Below are 18,007 nucleotides of genomic sequence, written 5' to 3' on the forward strand. Positions count from 1 at the left end.
AGCCCCACTCTTTGCGGGCAGTATTCAAGACAGATGACATAAGCTGCATTTCTCGGATCACCGAGGCTGGCGCAACTTCCCTAAGCCTTCGGTCTCGCCAGTCTGCGAAGTCCCCCGCAGCCAAATCCTCAAGCTGAATCTTTGCGATGCTGTCGCGACCCAACTTCTCAAGCCGTATCGTCTCCCATCGCGCGCCTCTTTTGCGGGGCGAAACCTCGCGGGCGTACCGGTCGAACAACGCGCCAAGCTCCATCCTGGAGGCAATCTTGTCGCCGTTCATTATCTTGTATTCGGTATCGGTCGCCCACTCCTTGGCGTCACGTCGAGTCGCAAACACCTTGGATTTACGCACACCTTTACGCGCGACTTCAGCGCGATATCCTGTCTTTAGTTTTCGTATTGAGGCCATGATTTACGCAATATGCGGGAAATTTGCGTAATTGGTTGCACAGTTTTGACGCTCATGGATACCCAAAACTGAACGGGCGCGGTCGAGGAGGCCCTATTTTAATAGTTTTTGATGGTTTTTGATATCTGGTGATAAAGTTCTTGGTGCGGTCGAGAAGACTCGAACTTCCACGGGTGTTACCCCACAGCGACCTCAACGCTGCGCGTCTACCAATTCCGCCACGACCGCACTGTCAGGCTTGGTAGAGCGGCATATAGACGAGGGGTGCAGGGATGTGAAGAGGGAAATCCACACTTGAGTTTGATTTCCGCCAACCCGCGAAACTTGCTATCCAAATGCCTGTAGCACCACAGGAAACCCCTACCATGAGTGATCCCCGACACCGTCCTGTCATCCAGATCGATATCGTCTCGGACGTGGTCTGCCCCTGGTGCATCGTGGGGTTCAGGCAGCTGGATCAGGCGCTTGCCCAGTCCGGCGTTCTGGCGCAGCTCAGATGGCATCCGTTCGAGCTGAACCCCGACATGCCGCCCGAGGGGCAGAACCTGCGCGAACATATCGCCGCAAAATACGGCACCACTACCGACCAGAGCCAGCAGATGCGCCAGCACCTGACCGGGTTTGGGCAGGACTTGGGGTTCACGTTCAACTTCCATGAGGACAGCCGCATCGTGAACACGTTTCAGGCGCATCAGGTGCTGGATTGGGCCGAGGCGCAGGGGCGGCAGCATCCGTTGAAGCTGGCTTTGTTCGAGGCGTATTTCACCGATGGTCAGGATGTCTCGGACCCCGAGGTTCTGATCGCGGCCGCAGACCGGGCCGGGCTGGAGTCCGATGCCGCGCGGGCCGTGCTGGCCGCAGGCACTCACGCGGCGGCTGTGCGAGAGAAGCAGCAGTTCTGGACCAGCCGGGGCATAACCGGCGTGCCTGCGATGGTCTTTGGCGGCAAGTACCTTCTGACCGGCGCGCAGGGCCGCGAGACCTATGCCGAGATATTGCAGCGCTGTCTGGCCGAGGTCGCCTGACCCCTTCCCTCGCCAGCGATCCGGGGGTAAGCACGGGCCATGGATTGGATCACTTCAGACGGCTTGACCGATTACGACGAGGCAGTCGCCTTTATGGAGGCCCGCGCCGCGGCAATTGCGACCGGCGAGGCCGAGGAATGCATCTGGCTGCTGGAACATCCGCCGCTTTATTCTGCCGGCACCTCGGCGCGACGCGAGGATCTGACCGATCCGGACCGGTTCCCCGTCCATGAGAGCAAGCGCGGCGGGCAATATACTTATCACGGGCCGGGCCAGCGCGTCATCTATGTGATGCTGAATCTGGGCGAGCGCGGCAGGGATGTGCGCCGCTTCGTGCAGCAGCTTGAACATTGGGTGATCGCCACCTTGGACGAATTCAACCTGCGCGGCCATATCCGCGAGGGGCGTGTCGGTGTCTGGATCGAGCGGGACGACAAACCGCTGACCGCAACCGGCACCAAACCCGAGGACAAGATCGCCGCCATCGGCATCCGCCTGCGCAAATGGGTCAGCTTTCACGGCATATCGATCAATGTCGAACCCGATCTGAGCCATTTCGACGGGATCGTGCCCTGCGGTATCGCCGAACACGGCGTGACCTCGCTGGTCGATCTTGGGCTGCCGGTCACTATGGCTGATCTGGATGTCGCGCTGCGCAAGACCTTCGACGAGGTCGTTGGGGATCTGCCTGAAGAGGCGCTGGCGCAGGGCGACTGAAACCGCCCGGTGCGTCAAGGAAGCGTGATCGCCCCCGTTACATCGTTGCGATAGTTGCCGTCGTCGCGGATGCCGGCCCGGAACGCCCCCCCGCCCGAGGCGCGGTCCCATTTGCCGGTACCGCCCTCGACCGACCAGATGCCGAGTGTCAGACCGTCGCGCCCGATCCCCTGCGGCACCCAGCTGATGATCGCCATGTCGCCATCGTGATCGGTATAGTTGCACACGCCCCCGCCCGAGACCTGCCCGGCCTTGATCATGATCGCTCCGAAACAGGGCCCCTTGACCGTTGTCAGCGGGTTCTGCGGATCGACGGTATCGAATTTCTCGTAGTCGGTATGAACATCGACAACAACAAGACCTTCGGAAACCTTGGTGGTAACCGAGCTTGATGTGGCGATCCCGGTGCCATGGGCGTCATAGGAATTCGCCCATGCCACCTGGGAAAACACTGTAAAAAAGGACACCAACAACAGCTTTGAACTATGCATCGTAAACCCCTAAGAAATCACTCTGATTGCCCGCCAAATCAAAAACGGCGGCTGCCGCGAGGGTAGCATAGTTTCAAGTTGAGATAAATTTCGCTGCGGCGGTTTGCGAAAATCTTAATCTAACGCTGCGCGAATTTTCCCGGCATGCTCCGCGATCAGGTCAAAATCGCCCATAGTCCCGGGTGGGCGCAGCGATTTCCCCTCATGCCGGGGCAGCACATGGACGTGCAGGTGGAACACCTCCTGCCCGCCTGCGGCTTCGTTGAATTGCTGGATCGTGACACCGTCGGCCCCAAACGCCTTCATCACGGCTTGCGACAGTTTCTGCGTGGTCGCGATCACCGCCGAGAGTTGTTCGGGCGATGCATCCAGCAGGTTGCGGCATTGGGTCTTCGGGATCACCAGCAGATGCCCGTCGGCGCGCGGCATGATATCCATGAAGGCCAGCGTCTGCGCGTCCTCATAGACGCGGTTGGCCGGAATCTCCTCGCGCAGGATCTTGGCGAAGATGTTGTCGGGATCGTAAGCCATGGCGCACCTGATTGAACTGTTGATGATTCTGTTTCTGACAGCCGGGGGCGCAAGGTCAACCCGTCATCGGGCCTCGTCGACTTCAAAGCGTTCTTTTGCAGAATCGGCAAGACGAACGCGTATTGAGGCTGGCACGCTGCCCGAACCCTTCTGTTGCGAGGCGTGAAAGCCTGATCGTTCTGCGTGGTGCTGCCATCGGCGCGACGTCCCTCTTCGACGTGATCCTGCTGCGTGCCCGGCACAACGTGGCATGGCCTTCAGGCAACCAATCGCCCGACCGAAAGGTCAAAGCAGCCCCTGATTCAAGGGGGTGCGGCCATTTTACTTGATGCAGATCAAACTCTGCCATTGAAGGGGACGCCGCCACCCACTAAAACCGGCTGGAATCCGCGCGGTCCGGAGCCAACCGGCTGCGCGTCAAAGTCGCAACAGGAGGCACCTATAATGGCAGATGCAGCCATTCATGGTCACGAGCATGAAGATCAACGCGGGTTTTTCACCCGCTGGTTCATGTCAACGAACCATAAGGATATCGGGATTCTCTACCTGGTATTCTCGGCACTTGCTGGTTTCATCTCGGTCGCACTGACCGTATTCATGCGGCTCGAACTGATGGAGCCGGGGGTGCAGCACATGTGCCTCGAAGGGTTCCGCCTGTTCGGCAGCGGTGCCGAGGTCTGTACCCCGAACGGCCATCTGTGGAACGTGATGATCACCTATCACGGCGTCCTGATGATGTTCTTCGTGGTCATCCCCGCCCTGTTCGGCGGTTTCGGCAACTATTTCATGCCGCTGCAGATCGGCGCGCCGGACATGGCCTTCCCGCGGATGAACAACCTCAGCTTCTGGCTTTATGTGGCCGGGACCTCGCTGGGGGTTGCGTCGATGCTGTCACCGGGCGGCAATGACCAGCTTGGGTCTGGTGTCGGATGGGTTCTCTACCCGCCGCTTTCGACCACCGAAGGCGGCATGTCGATGGATCTGGCGATCTTTGCGGTGCACGTATCGGGTGCCTCGTCGATCCTGGGTGCGATCAACATGATCACCACCTTCCTGAACATGCGGGCCCCGGGCATGACACTGTTCAAGGTGCCGCTGTTTGCCTGGTCGATTTTCATCACAAGCTGGCTGATCCTGCTGTCCCTGCCGGTTCTGGCGGGCGCGATTACCATGCTGCTGATGGACCGCAACTTCGGTTTCACCTTCTTTGATCCCGCTGGCGGTGGCGACCCGATCCTGTATCAGCACATCCTGTGGTTCTTCGGCCACCCGGAAGTGTATATCGTGATCCTGCCCGGATTCGGCATCATCAGCCATGTGATCGCAACCTTCTCGCGCAAACCTATCTTCGGCTACCTGCCGATGGTCTGGGCACTTATCGCAATCGGTGTTCTGGGCTTTGTCGTCTGGGCGCACCACATGTACACGGTCGGCATGACGGTGAACCAGCAGGCCTATTTCATGCTGGCCACGATGGTGATCGCGGTGCCCACAGGCGTGAAGGTGTTCAGCTGGATCGCCACCATGTGGGGTGGTTCGATCGAGTTCAAGACGCCGATGCTGTTTGCCTTCGGTTTCCTGTTCCTGTTTACCGTGGGCGGCGTGACCGGCGTTGTGCTGTCTCAGGCGGGCGTCGACCGGGCCTATCACGACACCTACTATGTGGTTGCACACTTCCACTATGTGATGTCGCTGGGCGCGGTGTTCGCGATCTTTGCCGGGGTCTACTTCTATTTCGGCAAGATGACCGGGCGGATGTATTCCGAGTTCTGGGGCAAGATCCATTTCTGGCTCTTCTTCATCGGTGCGAACCTGACCTTCTTCCCGCAGCACTTCCTGGGCCGTCAGGGCATGCCACGCCGGTATATCGACTACCCCGAGGCATTTGCCTACTGGAACTACATCTCAAGCTGGGGTGCGTTCATTTCCTTCGCCTCGTTCCTGCTGTTCTTCGGCATCGTCTTCTACGCGCTCTTGCGTGGCGCCAAGGTGACCGAGAACAACTACTGGAACGAATATGCGGATACGCTGGAATGGACCCTGCCGTCGCCGCCGCCTGAGCATACGTTCGAAATCCTGCCCAAGCAGGAAGACTGGGACAAGGGCCACGCCCACTGATCCCCGCCGATACCCCGAAAAGCCCCGCCTTCGAGCGGGGCTTTTTCTTGCGCGGGTCGGGGGACCGCCCAGGTCCGGTCGCGCCCCGTTCAGCGCGACGGCAGCGCCTTGACGCGCCGCTGAACCTCGGCCCGGAACGCCATGTTGTCCTGGAATTGCTGCTTCTGCCGGTACTGAATGAAGATCACGGTTGCCACGCTGCCAATCAGGGCCGCGCCCATCTCGAACACCAGGTCCGACACGACGTTGAAGAAAAAGAGATCGAATTCGTCGCCATAGGACACCGACAGAATCTTTGAGACGCTGACCAGAAACACAGCGATCCAGAGGATGCGCCAGAGATTGCGCAACCCCAGCGTCTCACGATCGCCGATAAGGTCGAGCATTTCGGGGTGGTCGCGAAAATACCCGATCTGTTCATCGGTGAGACTGGATGCGTCCTCTGAAAACAATAGTTCGCTGATGGCGGATGTGGTCACTGGTTTTCCTCATGTTGTTGTCCTGTCGGACAGGCGGCGTCACAGGCCGCCAGGGACGAATCGCCCGTCCGCCGCCATCATCGCAAAGAACCATCGAAATTGGCGACGATTTGGCTTACCATGGCGTCGCCCTTAAGTGCCGGAGCAAACCCATGCCCGAGATCGATTTCTGGTTCTCCATCGGCAGCACCTATTCCTTCCTGACGGTGATGCGTCTGCCCGACTGGGCGCGCGAGCGCGACGTGACCCTGCGATGGCGGGTCTTCAACGTACGCCATGTCATGACCGAGCAGAACAATATCCCCTTCGCCAACAAACCGCAGAAATCGGCCTATATGTGGCGCGACATCCAGCGGCGCACCGCGAAATACGGGCTGCGCTGTACCCTGCCCGCGCCCTATCCGATTTCAGACCTGCCGCTGGCCAATCGGGTGGCGCTGCTGGGCTTGCGAACGGAGTGGGGCATCCCCTTTGTGCGCAACTGCTATCGCCTGTGGTTCGAAGACGGGGTCGAGGCAGGGTCCGAGGCCAACCTGACCGAGGCGCTGCACCGTGCCGATCAGGACCCGATGCAGGTCCTGGCGCGGGCGCAGGACCCCGAAACCGTCGCGGCCCTTGCTGCCGAAACCGAGGCCGCCACCGCCTTGGGCGTGTTCGGCGCGCCCAGCTTCGTGGTGCGCGACGAAGTGTTCTGGGGGGATGACCGGCTTGAGGATGCACTGTCCTGGTCGCGCCTTGGACATGTGGCCTGAGCGACTTTCCCCTTCGACCTGTGGTGCCGCCATGCTAGGCCACTCCAATGCCGTATCGCTGGACATCTTCGTCTGAAACCACTTCCGAACTGCGCCTCTGGCCGCATAACTCGCTACCAGCCAAGGGTTTCGCGGCGACCGTTCTGGCAATCTTCGCACTGGCCACGGTGCCGCTGATCATGCTGCTGGGGTCGGTCCTGCTCTGGGGGCTGCTGCCTTTTGTCCTGCTGGCCGTTGCCGGGATCTGGTGGGCGCTGCAGGCGAATTACCGCAGCCGCCGCATTCTCGAGATTCTGACGCTCTCGGATGCCGATGCCCGTCTGGTCCGGCACGATCCCGGCGGCAAGGTGCAGGAATGGCACTGCAACCGCCACTGGGCGCGACCCGCGCTGCATCCCGATGACGGCCCGGTGCCAAATTATGTGACGCTGAAAGGGGCCGGGCGCGAGGTTGAGATCGGCGCCTTTCTGTCCGAAGACGAGCGCAAGGCGCTCTACGACGATCTGCGGGCCCGTCTCAGGCCCGCCTGAGGCAGATCACCCCGCAGATGCGCAGAGGTGATCCTTGACCATCGGGCCAACCTTGCCGAAATCCATCCGGCCGGTATAGCGCGACTTCAGCTCGCCCATGACCTTGCCCATGTCGCGAATCGAGCCCGCGCCGGTCGCAGTGATGGCGGTCTGAATCGCCTTGGCGACCTCATCCTCGTCCAGTTGCTTGGGCAGGAATTCCGCGATGATCTCGACCTCGCGGGTTTCCCGCTCGGCCAGATCCAGCCGCCCGCCCTCTTCATAGGCGCGCGCGCTTTCCTGCCGCTGCTTGGTCATTTTTCCAAGGATCGCAAGCACATCACCCTCTTCGCAGCCGGTCGCCTCTTCGGCACCGGCGCCGCGGGCGGCGATATCCTTGTCCTTGATCGCCGCGTTGATCAGCCGGAGCGTCGAGACACGCTCGCTGTCCTTGTCTTTCATCGCCTGTTTCAGGGCCGCATTGACCCGAGACCGCAGATCCATCTGTTTGTCCATCCCCATGGAAACGCCAGACCTGACCATACCCAAAGAAAAACTCTGACACAACCGGAAGCGGCATCACCTAACGTGTTGAAATTAAAGGATAGCCCAAAAAACCACTGCTCTTGACCGGGGCGATGAACCCCCTTAGGAACAAGCCGGTTTACCCAACAGGAGAGTCGCGCCATGGCCCACCCCGCCCCGTCAAAGCCCACCGCATGTCTGGCATTGGCGGATGGGACGCTGTTCTATGGCATCGGCTTCGGCGCAACCGGCCAGACCGTGGCCGAGCTGTGCTTCAACACCGCGATGACCGGGTATCAGGAAATCATGACCGACCCCTCTTATGCGGGCCAGGTCGTGACCTTCACCTTCCCCCATATCGGCAACGTCGGTGTGAACGCCGATGATGACGAAACCGCCGACCCGGTGGCCGAGGGGATGGTGGTCAAATGGGACCCGACCACATCCTCGAACTGGCGTGCCACGGAAGAGTTGAAGGATTGGCTGGCCCGGCGCGGTCGCATTGCCATCGGCGGTGTCGACACAAGGCGGCTGACCCGCGCGATCCGCCAGCAAGGCGCGCCGCATGTGGCGCTGGCCCATGATCCCGAGGGCAATTTCGATATCGCCGCGCTGGTTGCCGCCGCCCGCGCCTTTGCCGGGCTCGAAGGCATGGATCTGGCAAAGGAGGTCACCTGCGCGCAATCCTATCGCTGGGACGAGATGCGTTGGGCCTGGCCCGAGGGTTATACAAGGCAAGAGGCCCCGCAGCACAAGGTGGTCGCCATCGATTATGGCGCGAAGCGCAACATCCTGCGCTGCCTGGCCTCGGCGGGCTGTGATGTGACCGTCCTGCCTGCCACGGCAAGCTCGGCCGAGGTTCTTGCCCACAAGCCCGACGGTGTCTTCTTGTCCAACGGTCCCGGCGATCCGGCGGCCACCGGCGAATACGCGGTGCCGATGATCCGCGAGATCCTCGACAGCACCGATCTGCCGGTCTTCGGCATCTGTCTCGGTCACCAGATGCTGGCGCTGGCGCTTGGTGGCGAGACCGTCAAGATGAACCACGGCCATCACGGTGCCAACCACCCGGTGAAGGACATGGAAACCGGCAAGGTTGAGATCACCTCGATGAACCACGGCTTCGCAGTGGATGCGCAGACCCTGCCCGAAGGCGTGGTGGAAACCCACCGCTCGCTCTTTGACGGCTCGAATTGCGGGATCCGCCTGACCGACAGGCCGGTCTATTCGGTGCAACACCATCCCGAGGCCTCGCCCGGACCGCAGGACAGCTTCTACCTCTTCGAACGCTTCGCCAGCGCCATGTCCGCCCGCAAAGCGGCAAGCTGACGCGCTCCGGACGTAGTTAACCCAGCGTTAACCTTGGTGAGAGAGCCTGCCATCCGGGGGCTTTGCCGAGGCACGCGATGAGCGATCTGAAATTGAACTTTCAGCGGAGGGCCGCAGCCGTTCCCTCCGCTGCGCCGCATGTGCCGCTGGGGCGCATTCTGGTCAGGAACGGCGCGATCACCCACGCACAGCTGCACGCCGCGCTTGAGCTGCAATTGCGGCTGAACGCCCCGATTGGCGAGATCATCGTGGCCGAAGGCTGGGCCAGCGAGGATCAGGTGCAGGCCGCCCTGGTCGAGCAGCGCGGCCTCGCGGTGGTCGACCTGTGCCGGGACCGGCCCGAACCCACGCTCTGGGATCTGCAGCCACGCGAGTTCTGGCAGCGCACCCGCAGCGCGCCCTTCAAACGGACCGGCGCGTTCCTGCAGGTGGCAACCGCACGCCCGGACCGCTTTGCCGAGGTTGAGGCCGGATTTTCCGAAACCGGTCTGATCCCTCTGCCGGTCCTCGGACATGCGGCCGCAATCGACACCGTGTTCGCCGATCACTTCGCAGGCCCTCTGGTACACCGGGCGGAAACCCGGGTCGCGCCCGAATTCAGTTGCCGCGGCTACGCCAGAACCTATGGGCTGTGGGGCGGTGGCGCGCTGGCTGGTCTCGCTGCGATCGCGTCGATTGCGCCCGCAGCATTGGCCGTCGCCGCCTTTGCCGCTGCCTGCCTGACCTTGCTGATGTTCTTTTCGCTGCGCTGCGTCGGGTTTCTGGCCCATATCCTGGCCCCAACCGCCGATACCGATGGCGATCTCATCCGGGCGAAGCTGCCGAAGGTCTCGGTCATCGTGCCGCTTTACAAGGAGCGCGAGATCGCAAACGCGCTGATCCGGCGGCTTGGCCGCCTGACCTATCCAAAGGCGCTGCTCGATGTGATCCTGGTGCTTGAGGCCAAGGACGCGGTCACGCGCGCCGCACTTGAAGACCTCGTCCTGCCCCACTGGATGCGGGTTCTGGAAGTGCCCGATACCGGTGGCCTGACCACCAAGCCACGCGCGCTGAACTATGCGCTGGACTTCTGCGCCGGTGAGATCGTCGGCATCTGGGACGCAGAAGACGCGCCCGAATCCGACCAGATCGAAAAGGTGGTACAGCAGTTTGACCGGGCCGGACCGGATGTCGCCTGCCTGCAGGGCATTCTGGATTACTACAATCCACGCACCAACTGGCGCGCGCGGTGTTTCACCATCGAATATTGCAGCTGGTTCCGCGCCGTGATGCCCGGTATCGCCCGGCTGGGACTGGTGGTGCCGCTGGGTGGCACCACGCTGTTCATGCGCAAAACCGTACTGGAAGAGCTTGGCGGCTGGGACGCCCACAATGTCACCGAAGATGCCGATCTGGGCGTGCGGCTGTGCCGGGCGGGCTATCGGACCGAGTTCATCCGCACCAGCACCTATGAAGAAGCGAACCACCGGCTCTGGCCCTGGGTCAAGCAACGCTCGCGCTGGCTCAAGGGGTTCATGATCACCTATCTGGTACATATGCGGGCGCCGCGCCAGCTTTGGCGCGACCTGGGGGTATGGCGTTTTCTGGGTGTGCAGGCCTTTTTCCTTGGCACGCTGGGGCAGTTTCTGCTGGCACCGGTGCTCTGGACCTTCTGGCTGGGCGCACTGGGTGCGCCGGGTCCGTGGACCGGTCTGATCGACACGCAGGTGCTGACCATCGCAGCGACTTTGCTGCTGGCGGTCGAAGGGATCAGTTTCGCCATCGCCGCCACCGCCCTGTCCACACCGGGTCGACGCTTTCTGCTGCCCTGGATCCTGGCCATGCCGCTTTATTATCCGGCGGGAGTCATCGCCGCCTATAAGGCGCTCTATGAACTGGCGGTAAAACCCTATTTCTGGGACAAGACCCAGCACGGGCAAGTGGTTGAGGGCGTCACCCCTTAGGAGCGTTCACGTTCATCCGCATCCTGCTTGAGCCGGGTCACGAAGGCGACCGAGATATGGTCCTTGAGCGCGCGGCCCGCCGCCTCTTCGTCACGCGCGGCAATCGCCTCGACGATGGTTTTGTGTTCGGCCTGCGCGATCTCGCCCCGGCCCTGCGCCGCCAGCGAAGTGGTCGCCATCAGCGCCATGGTGCGATGCACCAGGTCCAGTTGCTGCACCAGATAACGGTTATGCGAGGCCAGGTGAATCTGCTCGTGGAACCGCCGGTTGGCGCGGCTGAGCGCGGGCGGATCATCGACCAGCGCATCGTCGGCCTCGACCATTTCGCGCAGCACCTTGATTTCCTCTTCGGTGGCGTGGCGCGCGGCAAGGCTGGCGGCCAGCCCCTCCAACTCGCTGCGCACCACATAAAGCTCGGCCATCTGGTTGTGGTCCAGCGACGCGACGATCAGAGAGCGGCCGTCGCGTTCCAGCAGCGATTGCGTCTCGAGCCGCTGCAACGCCTCGCGGATCGGGGTGCGCGATACGCCGAAACGCTCCGCCAGATCGCTCTCGACCAGCCGGTCACCGGGTTTGAACACCCCGACATCAATGGCTTCGAGCACGAGGTGATAAGCATCTTTCTGGTTGGAATGGGTGCGGTTCATTCAGGCGGCTTTCCTTGTTCGGACCTGTCTAGCGCCCCCTGCCCCCGCCAATCAAGCCAAAGCGTTGAAAACCTGCGCCGACTGGCCTAGACCCGGCCCCATGGTCAGGCACAATTTCTCACATGTGGCGCATTGGGTGTTCGATCTGGACAACACCCTCTACCCGCCACAGATGCAGCTTTTCGATCAGATCGAAGTGCTGATGACGCAATATGTGATGCAGGCGCTCTCGGTCAGCGAGGCCGAGGCCGACCGGCTGCGCAGCCATTACTGGCACACTTATGGCACGACACTGGCGGGGCTGATGCGCGAGCATGACCTGGATCCGGACCCCTATCTGCATGCGGTCCACCAGATCGACACCACTCATATGGTACCCGATGCAGAACTGGCCGCGCATATCAGCGCGCTGCCCGGGCGGCGTATCGTCTATACCAACGGTTCTGCGCCTTATGCCGAACGTGTGCTGGCCGCGCGCGGGCTGAGCGGGCTGTTTGACGCCATCTACGGGGTCGAACATGCCGGATATCGCCCCAAGCCCGAGCGTGCCGCATTCGAGGCGATCTTTGCCCAGGACGGAGTCACGCCCAATGCCGCTGCCATGTTCGAGGATGATCCCCGCAATCTGGCGGCCCCTTTCGAAATGGGCATGCGTACCGTTCACGTCGCGCCAAACCCGACCGGGGCACAGCATATTCACCATCATACCGATGACCTGACCGGGTTCCTCGCAGGGCTGGTCTGAGCGCCAAACCGCTACGTCATTCCGCACCGCCGCCTTGCACGAAATCGGGTGTTGTGAGAAAAAGATGTATCAGAGAGGTTTCTTATGAGCACCAGCACACCCCATCCCCCGGTCTCCTTTTTGCGTCGTGTGGCCATGGCGCTCCCGTTTGGCGCTGGCATCGTCAGGCAAATCGACGCGGGCACGCTTGACCGCGGCGCGGCAAAGGCCTGGGGTCTGGTGGCCGCCGGGGTGGCGATCTGGGCGTGCTCGACTGCCCTTTTCGGCGTGCCCGGCTTCTATATTCCGGCGCTGATCATGGTGCCGGTCATCTGGGCCATCCTCCTCATCATCACGCTGGGCTAAGCACCGGGACAGCTTGTCGCTTGGCCTTGTCCCACGGCGCGGATTACAGTCCGCCCGAACGGAGGGCCGTACGATGGCTGAGACCTGCGATATCCTGATTTCCGGCGGCGGCATCGCCGGTCTGACCGCTGCTGCCGTCTTTGGCGCGGCAGGCTTTGACGTGACCTGCGTCGACCCCACCCCGCCGGTGACCGAACGCGATGCAGCAGGCTCAGACCTGCGCACCACCGCGTTTCTGCAGCCTGCTCAGGCGCTGCTGGAACACTGCGGGCTCTGGGCGCGGTTGTCGGATCATGCCGCCCCGCTGCAAATCATGCGGATCGTCGATGCCGGCGGCGAGGTGCCGGAACCGCGCATTGTGCGCGATTTCAACGCCGCCGACATCTCTGATCAGCCTTTTGGCTGGAACCTGCCGAACTGGCTGCTGCGCCGCGAGATGATCGCCCGACTGACCGAGTTGCCGAATGTCGATTTCCGGCCCGGCACCGGCACCACCACGCTGTTCACGCGTACCAGCGAGGCGCGGGTGGGTCTGAGCGATGGCACCCTCCTGCGCTGCAAACTGGTCCTTGCTGCGGACGGGCGCAACTCGCCCATGCGCGAGGCCGCCGGGATCAATGTGAAAACCACTCGCTATGGGCAAAAGGCGCTGGCTTTTGCCGTCACCCACCCGACTCCGCATGACAATGTCTCGACCGAGATTCACCGCTCCGGCGGGCCGTTCACCATGGTGCCGCTGCCCGACTGGCATGGATCGCCCTCCTCCGCGATTGTGTGGATGGAGCGCGGACCGGTGGCACAAGACCTGCTTGTCATGCCAGATGCAGGCTTCGAGGCGGCGATGACCGAACGCTCCTGCGGGTTGCTCGGGCCGCTGAAACTGGCCTCGCGCCGCACGATCTGGCCGATCATCAGCCAATCCGCCACCCGGCTTGCGGGCGAGCGGATCGCGCTGATGGCCGAGGCCGCCCATGTGGTGCCTCCGATCGGCGCGCAGGGGCTGAACATGTCGCTGAACGATCTGCGCAGCCTGCTGGATCTGGCCGAGGCGCATCGCGACGATCTCGGCAACGCCACCATGCTCGAGGCCTATCACAAGGCCCGCATCCGCGACGTGGAATTGCGGGTCACCGGGATCGACCTGCTGAACCGCGCCTCGATGGTCGAGGCCCGGCCGCTGCGCGACGTGCGCGCCCTGGGTCTGGACGCGCTTTATGCCCTGCCCGCCGTGCGCCGCACGCTGATGCAGATGGGACTGGGCGTGCGCTGAGCGGGTCCTACAAAACCTTGTCCAGCACCCGCTTCAATCGGGCAATGGTGCCATCCACGTCATAGAGCTTGTCGAGGCCGAACAGACCCAGCCGGAAAGTGCTGAAGCCTTCGGGTTCGTCACATTGCAGCGGCACCCCGGCAGCGATCTGCATGCCTTCGGCGGCGAACTTCTTGCCGCTCTTGATGTCGGGATCACCGGTATAGCTGACCACAACCCCCGGCGCACCGAAGCCCTCGGCGGCAACCGAGGTCACGCCCTTGTCCTTGAGCATCGCGCGCACGCCATTGCCCAGCGCCCATTGCGCCTCGCGCAGCTTTTCAAAGCCGTAATCGCGGGTTTCCAACATCGTGTCGCGGAACGCTTTCAGCGCATCGGTGGGCATCGTGGCGTGATAGGCATGGCTACCATTCTCATACGCCGCCATGATCTCGCGCCATTTCTTCAGGTCCACCGCGAAACTGTCCGAGGTGGTTTCCTGCAGGCGCTGCTCGGCACGGTTCGACAGCATCACCAGCCCGGCACAGGGCGAGGCGCTCCAGCCTTTTTGCGGGGCCGAGATCAGCACGTCGACCCCGGTGGCCTTCATGTCGATCCAGATGCAACCCGAGGCGATGCAATCCAGCACCATCAGCGCGCCAACCTCATGCGCGGCGGCGGCCAGCGCGGTGACATAATCGTCCGGCAGGATCACCCCGGCCGAGGTTTCCACATGCGGGGCAAAGACCACATCCGGCTTCTGCGCGCGGATCGCGGCGACAACCTCGTCGATCGGGGCGGGTTCAAAGGGGGACGGGCTTGCATTGCCGGTCTGGCGCGCCTTCATCACCGTGGCGTTTGCCGTCAGCCCGCCACATTCGATGATCTGGCTCCAGCGGTAGGAAAACCAGCCATTGCGCACCACCAGCACATTTGCGCCGCGCGCAAACTGCCGCGCGACAGCTTCCATCCCATAGGTGCCACCGCCTGGGATCACCGCCACACCATCGGCGTTATAGACCGATTTGAGCAGGTCCGAGATGTCGTGCATCACCTGCTGAAAATCGGCGGACATGTGATTGAGCGAGCGGTCCGTGAAAACAACGGAGAATTCCTCAAGCCCGTTTGGGTCGACAGTATCAAGCAATGCAGGCACGGCAGCGATCCTTCTGATGTATTCAGCCTTGTAGTTACCGGCTGTTTGACGTTAGGGAAACCGGGAAACGCGAAGAGCGACAGGTCTTTCGCGCAATCGCATTACCATCATTGTCATGTGAACAATCTGACAGAAACGTCAATATCAATCATGAAATAGGGGCTTCCCCAAGGGCATGACGCCAATTAGTGTCAATTTAACTTTACACCATAAGATGTTTGCGAACAGATTAGCACACGCAAAGAAAGATAAGGTCGTAGCCAGTTGCAGGAACGTAAAAGAACCAGCTTCCAAGCGGTTCGCCAGTTGGTACAGAGCAGGATTGAAAAGGGTATCTGGCCGCAAGGCACATTGCTTCCCACCGAGTCGGAACTGGCCGAGGAATTCGGCTGCGCCCGCGCCACGGTGAACCGGGCCCTGAGGGAACTTGCCGATGGCGGCTTTGTGGAACGCCGCCGCAAAAGCGGAACACGGGTCACAACCGCGCCGGTCAAACTGGCCAAATTCGAGATCGCGCTGGTCCGCAAAATGGTCGAAGAACAGAATGCGGCCTATCGCTATGCGCTGGTGAACCGCTCGATCGATCCGGCCCCGGCCTGGTTGCGTTCGCGGCTGGGTTTGTTGCCCGATCGCCGTGTCCTGCACGTGCTCTGTATGCATTATGCCAATAACCGTCCCTTCCAGTTCGAGGAACGATGGGTCAATCTGGATGTTGTGCCTGGGATCGAACAGGCCGACCTGTCCCAGGCAGGTCCGAATGAGTGGCTGCTGGCCAATGTGCCCTTCACCGATGCCGAGATGATCCTGTCCTCGGTACCAGCCGATGCCCGCATAGCCGAGTTTCTGGCCACTTCGGCGGGCACTTCGGTCATGCAGATCGAACGGACCACCTGGAAACAGGGGGTCCCGGTCACCTTCGTGCGGATGACGCACCATCCGGGGTTTCAGGTCCGGGCGCGCTACTGACCCCGATCGGGCCGGGCAGCCGTTCTTCGCTCAGCAATACATTTGCCTCAACGTCACCGGCACCGGGCAGAGTCATGATCCGGCGACGCAGCACCCGTTCGAAATCGGACAGGTCGCGCGCCACGACGCGCAGGCGATAATCATAAAGCCCCAGAACATGCTCGACGGTCTGCACCTCGGGAATGGCGCTGACGGCGCGTTCGAAATCCTCGAGGCTGATCTGCCCCTTGCGGGCCAGCTTGACCCCCAGAAAGACGGTCACGCCAAATCCCAGCGCCTCGGCATTCAGCCGTAGCCGACGGCCCTTGATCGCACCGCTCTCATGCAACCGCTTGATACGGCGCCATGTGGCGGGCTGCGACAGACCAAATCGCCGCCCCAGCGCGCCCGCGCTTTGGGTGGCGTCCTGGGTCAGCGCGTGCAACAGCTTGCGGTCGATCTCGTCAAACTCGATCATACCGGCAGCGCCTCGTCCCGCTTCACCCGTGCGATATGCATCAGCGCCTCGATATCGGCGATATGCGGCAGGGTCAGGATGCGGTCGCGATAGATCTGCTGGTAATGCGACATATCCCGCGCAATGACGGAGAGCCGCACATCAACCCGTCCAAGAAAGGTCTGGATCTCGATCACCTCCGGAACCCCACGCGCCTGCGCGGTAAACTCATCAAAGGCCCGCGCCTGCGTCTTGTCCAACGTCACCCGCAGCGACACCTCGACCGCATAGCCCAACGCCGTCCAGTCGATCACCGCCTCCTGCCCTTGGATGATACCGTTTGCCTCCATCTTCTCGATCCGCCGCCAGCAGACACCCGAGGTGATACGGCAGCGCTCGGCCAGTTCCGCCGTGGAAAGGCTGGGGTCGCCCTGAAAGTGACGCAGAATGCGCCTGTCGATATCATCAAGCATGATTTTGTCAGTATCACTTACATCGGAGAATGAAAATCTCATTTCAAGTGCAAATTTGCCGGTAATCACCCTCCAATCCCGCCGCTGCCTGACCTAAAACGACGCCAGACATTCACATGGAGGAACGCCGATATGCGCGTCTATTACGATCGCGATTGCGACATCAACCTGATCAAGGACCTGAACGTGGCCATTCTGGGCTATGGCAGCCAGGGCCATGCCCACGCGCTGAACCTGCGCGACAGCGGTGCCAAGAACCTCGTTGTTGCCCTGCGCGAAGGCTCGGCCTCGGCCAAGAAAGCCGAAGCTGAAGGTCTGCAGGTCATGGGCATCGCCGAGGCCGCAGCCTGGTGTGACGTGATCATGTTCACCATGCCCGACGAATTGCAGGCCGAGACCTACAAGAAATACGTGCATGACAACATCAAGCCGGGTGCTGCCATCGCGTTCGCCCACGGCCTGAACGTGCATTTCGGCCTGATCGAGCCGAAAGAAGGCATCGACGTCATCATGATGGCCCCCAAAGGCCCCGGCCACACCGTGCGCGGCGAATATGTCAAAGGCGGCGGCGTGCCCTGCCTGGTGGCCGTTGACCATGACGCCACCGGCAAAGCGCTGGAAATCGGCTTGTCCTATTGCTCCGCCATCGGAGGCGGTCGTTCGGGCATCATCGAGACCAACTTCCGCGAAGAATGCGAAACCGACCTGTTCGGCGAGCAGGCGGTTCTGTGCGGCGGCATCGTCGAACTGATCCGCATGGGCTTTGAAACTCTGGTCGAGGCCGGTTACGCGCCCGAGATGGCCTATTTCGAGTGTCTGCACGAGACCAAGCTGATCGTCGACCTGATCTATGAAGGCGGCATCGCCAACATGGATTACTCGATCTCGAATACGGCTGAATACGGCCAATATGTAACCGGCCCGCGCATCCTGCCCTACGAGCAGACCAAAAAGGCGATGAAAGAAAGCCTGGCGGATATTCAGAGCGGCAAGTTCGTGCGTGATTTCATGTTGGAAAACGCCGTGGGGCAACCGACCATCAAGGCCGCGCGTCGCGCCAACGACGAGCACCAGATCGAGGTAGTCGGCAAGAAGCTGCGCGACATGATGCCCTGGATCTCGGCTGGCAAACTGGTGGACCAGGAAAAGAACTGATCTGTCC

21 protein-coding genes and 1 tRNA gene are annotated in these 18,007 nt (G+C 61.6%); 12 read left to right on the forward strand and 10 right to left on the reverse strand.

Annotated elements, in window-relative coordinates; all coding sequences use genetic code 11:
• Positions 1 to 409 (reverse strand): site-specific integrase (locus M3P21_RS12510; protein ID WP_505973657.1); only part of this gene is annotated, 409 nt, incomplete at its 3' end.
• 141 nt (positions 410 to 550) lie between these two features.
• Positions 551 to 637 (reverse strand) — tRNA-Leu (locus tag M3P21_RS12515).
• Positions 638 to 774: 137 nt separating this feature from the next.
• On the opposite strand from M3P21_RS12515, the gene M3P21_RS12520 reads away from it, so the two are divergent.
• Both M3P21_RS12520 and lipB read left to right on the forward strand, forming a co-directional pair.
• Complete coding sequence (locus M3P21_RS12520; RefSeq protein WP_249710370.1) at positions 775 to 1,434, forward strand: DsbA family oxidoreductase; 660 nt, start codon at positions 775 to 777, stop codon at positions 1,432 to 1,434.
• 39 nt (positions 1,435 to 1,473) lie between these two features.
• Positions 1,474 to 2,151: a lipoyl(octanoyl) transferase LipB gene (gene lipB, locus M3P21_RS12525; protein WP_249710371.1), complete on the forward strand. Its 678-nt coding sequence runs from the start codon at positions 1,474 to 1,476 to the stop codon at positions 2,149 to 2,151.
• Positions 2,152 to 2,165: 14 nt separating this feature from the next.
• Here lipB and M3P21_RS12530 read toward each other — a convergent pair whose 3' ends face one another.
• Together M3P21_RS12530 and M3P21_RS12535 are read right to left on the reverse strand one after the other, a co-directional pair.
• Complete coding sequence (locus M3P21_RS12530) at positions 2,166 to 2,642, reverse strand: hypothetical protein (RefSeq protein WP_249710373.1); 477 nt, start codon at positions 2,640 to 2,642, stop codon at positions 2,166 to 2,168.
• 114 nt (positions 2,643 to 2,756) lie between these two features.
• Complete coding sequence (locus tag M3P21_RS12535; protein ID WP_249710374.1) at positions 2,757 to 3,173, reverse strand: HIT family protein; 417 nt, start codon at positions 3,171 to 3,173, stop codon at positions 2,757 to 2,759.
• A 444-nt stretch (positions 3,174 to 3,617) separates the two neighbouring features.
• On the opposite strand from M3P21_RS12535, the gene ctaD reads away from it, so the two are divergent.
• On the forward strand, positions 3,618 to 5,291 hold the full coding sequence (gene ctaD / locus M3P21_RS12540) for a cytochrome c oxidase subunit I (RefSeq protein ID WP_249710375.1): 1,674 nt from the start codon (positions 3,618 to 3,620) through the stop codon (positions 5,289 to 5,291).
• Between the two features lie 89 nt (positions 5,292 to 5,380).
• On the opposite strand, the gene M3P21_RS12545 is transcribed toward ctaD, so the two are convergent.
• A complete protein-coding gene (locus M3P21_RS12545) occupies positions 5,381 to 5,770 on the reverse strand; it encodes a hypothetical protein (RefSeq protein WP_249710376.1) in 390 nt (129 codons plus the stop codon).
• A gap of 152 nt (positions 5,771 to 5,922) precedes the next feature.
• Here M3P21_RS12545 and M3P21_RS12550 point away from each other — a divergent pair, with 152 nt between their 5' ends.
• Positions 5,923 to 6,522 (forward strand): 2-hydroxychromene-2-carboxylate isomerase, encoded by a 600-nt coding sequence (locus tag M3P21_RS12550; RefSeq protein ID WP_249710377.1) that lies wholly within the window; start codon positions 5,923 to 5,925, stop codon positions 6,520 to 6,522.
• Between the two features lie 47 nt (positions 6,523 to 6,569).
• The gene (locus M3P21_RS12555) at positions 6,570 to 7,052 is read left to right on the forward strand and encodes a DUF2244 domain-containing protein (RefSeq protein WP_249710378.1); all 483 of its coding nucleotides are present in this window, start codon (positions 6,570 to 6,572) and stop codon (positions 7,050 to 7,052) included.
• A 6-nt stretch (positions 7,053 to 7,058) separates the two neighbouring features.
• Here the strand turns inward: M3P21_RS12555 and M3P21_RS12560 are convergent, their stop codons facing one another.
• Positions 7,059 to 7,535, reverse strand: a complete 477-nt coding sequence (locus M3P21_RS12560; RefSeq protein ID WP_249710379.1) for a GatB/YqeY domain-containing protein — start codon at positions 7,533 to 7,535, stop codon at positions 7,059 to 7,061.
• A gap of 183 nt (positions 7,536 to 7,718) precedes the next feature.
• Between M3P21_RS12560 and carA the strand changes: the two genes are divergently transcribed.
• Both carA and M3P21_RS12570 read left to right on the forward strand, forming a co-directional pair.
• A complete protein-coding gene (gene carA, locus M3P21_RS12565; RefSeq protein ID WP_249710380.1) occupies positions 7,719 to 8,885 on the forward strand; it encodes a glutamine-hydrolyzing carbamoyl-phosphate synthase small subunit in 1,167 nt (388 codons plus the stop codon).
• A gap of 77 nt (positions 8,886 to 8,962) precedes the next feature.
• Positions 8,963 to 10,828 (forward strand): glycosyltransferase, encoded by a 1,866-nt coding sequence (locus M3P21_RS12570; protein ID WP_249710381.1) that lies wholly within the window; start codon positions 8,963 to 8,965, stop codon positions 10,826 to 10,828.
• Here M3P21_RS12570 and M3P21_RS12575 read toward each other — a convergent pair.
• Complete coding sequence (locus tag M3P21_RS12575; protein WP_249710383.1) at positions 10,825 to 11,475, reverse strand: GntR family transcriptional regulator; 651 nt, start codon at positions 11,473 to 11,475, stop codon at positions 10,825 to 10,827. The two genes, M3P21_RS12570 and M3P21_RS12575, sit on opposite strands and share 4 nt — an antisense overlap.
• 100 nt (positions 11,476 to 11,575) lie before the next feature.
• Between M3P21_RS12575 and M3P21_RS12580 the strand changes: the two genes are divergently transcribed.
• The 3 genes from M3P21_RS12580 (at position 11,576) to M3P21_RS12590 (ending at position 13,835) form a co-directional block, all read left to right on the forward strand.
• Positions 11,576 to 12,220: a pyrimidine 5'-nucleotidase gene (locus M3P21_RS12580; RefSeq protein ID WP_249710384.1), complete on the forward strand. Its 645-nt coding sequence runs from the start codon at positions 11,576 to 11,578 to the stop codon at positions 12,218 to 12,220.
• Positions 12,221 to 12,304: 84 nt separating this feature from the next.
• The gene (locus tag M3P21_RS12585) at positions 12,305 to 12,565 is read left to right on the forward strand and encodes a hypothetical protein (RefSeq protein ID WP_249710386.1); all 261 of its coding nucleotides are present in this window, start codon (positions 12,305 to 12,307) and stop codon (positions 12,563 to 12,565) included.
• A gap of 73 nt (positions 12,566 to 12,638) precedes the next feature.
• Positions 12,639 to 13,835: a UbiH/UbiF family hydroxylase gene (locus M3P21_RS12590; protein ID WP_249710387.1), complete on the forward strand. Its 1,197-nt coding sequence runs from the start codon at positions 12,639 to 12,641 to the stop codon at positions 13,833 to 13,835.
• A 7-nt stretch (positions 13,836 to 13,842) separates the two neighbouring features.
• Here M3P21_RS12590 and M3P21_RS12595 read toward each other — a convergent pair whose 3' ends face one another.
• Positions 13,843 to 14,970, reverse strand: a complete 1,128-nt coding sequence (locus M3P21_RS12595) for an aminotransferase class V-fold PLP-dependent enzyme (RefSeq protein WP_249710388.1) — start codon at positions 14,968 to 14,970, stop codon at positions 13,843 to 13,845.
• Positions 14,971 to 15,276: 306 nt separating this feature from the next.
• On the opposite strand from M3P21_RS12595, the gene hutC reads away from it, so the two are divergent.
• Positions 15,277 to 15,936 carry a histidine utilization transcriptional repressor HutC gene (gene hutC / locus M3P21_RS12600; RefSeq protein WP_249710389.1) on the forward strand — a complete coding sequence of 220 codons (660 nt, stop codon included), beginning with the start codon at positions 15,277 to 15,279 and terminating at the stop codon, positions 15,934 to 15,936.
• Here the strand turns inward: hutC and M3P21_RS12605 are convergent.
• Together M3P21_RS12605 and M3P21_RS12610 are read right to left on the reverse strand one after the other, a co-directional pair.
• A complete protein-coding gene (locus tag M3P21_RS12605; RefSeq protein WP_249710390.1) occupies positions 15,881 to 16,393 on the reverse strand; it encodes an Lrp/AsnC family transcriptional regulator in 513 nt (170 codons plus the stop codon). The two genes, hutC and M3P21_RS12605, sit on opposite strands and share 56 nt — an antisense overlap.
• Positions 16,390 to 16,845 carry an Lrp/AsnC family transcriptional regulator gene (locus tag M3P21_RS12610; RefSeq protein ID WP_249710391.1) on the reverse strand — a complete coding sequence of 152 codons (456 nt, stop codon included), beginning with the start codon at positions 16,843 to 16,845 and terminating at the stop codon, positions 16,390 to 16,392. Before M3P21_RS12610 ends, M3P21_RS12605 begins: the two co-directional genes overlap by 4 nt.
• Before the next feature lie 132 nt (positions 16,846 to 16,977).
• On the opposite strand from M3P21_RS12610, the gene ilvC reads away from it, so the two are divergent.
• Entirely contained in the window at positions 16,978 to 18,000 is a 1,023-nt protein-coding gene (gene ilvC / locus M3P21_RS12615; protein ID WP_249710392.1) for a ketol-acid reductoisomerase, read from the forward strand.
• Positions 18,001 to 18,007: the final 7 nt, after the last annotated feature.

The organism is Ruegeria spongiae (assembly GCF_023502395.1).
Taxonomy (GTDB): Bacteria; Pseudomonadota; Alphaproteobacteria; order Rhodobacterales; family Rhodobacteraceae; genus Ruegeria_C; species Ruegeria_C spongiae.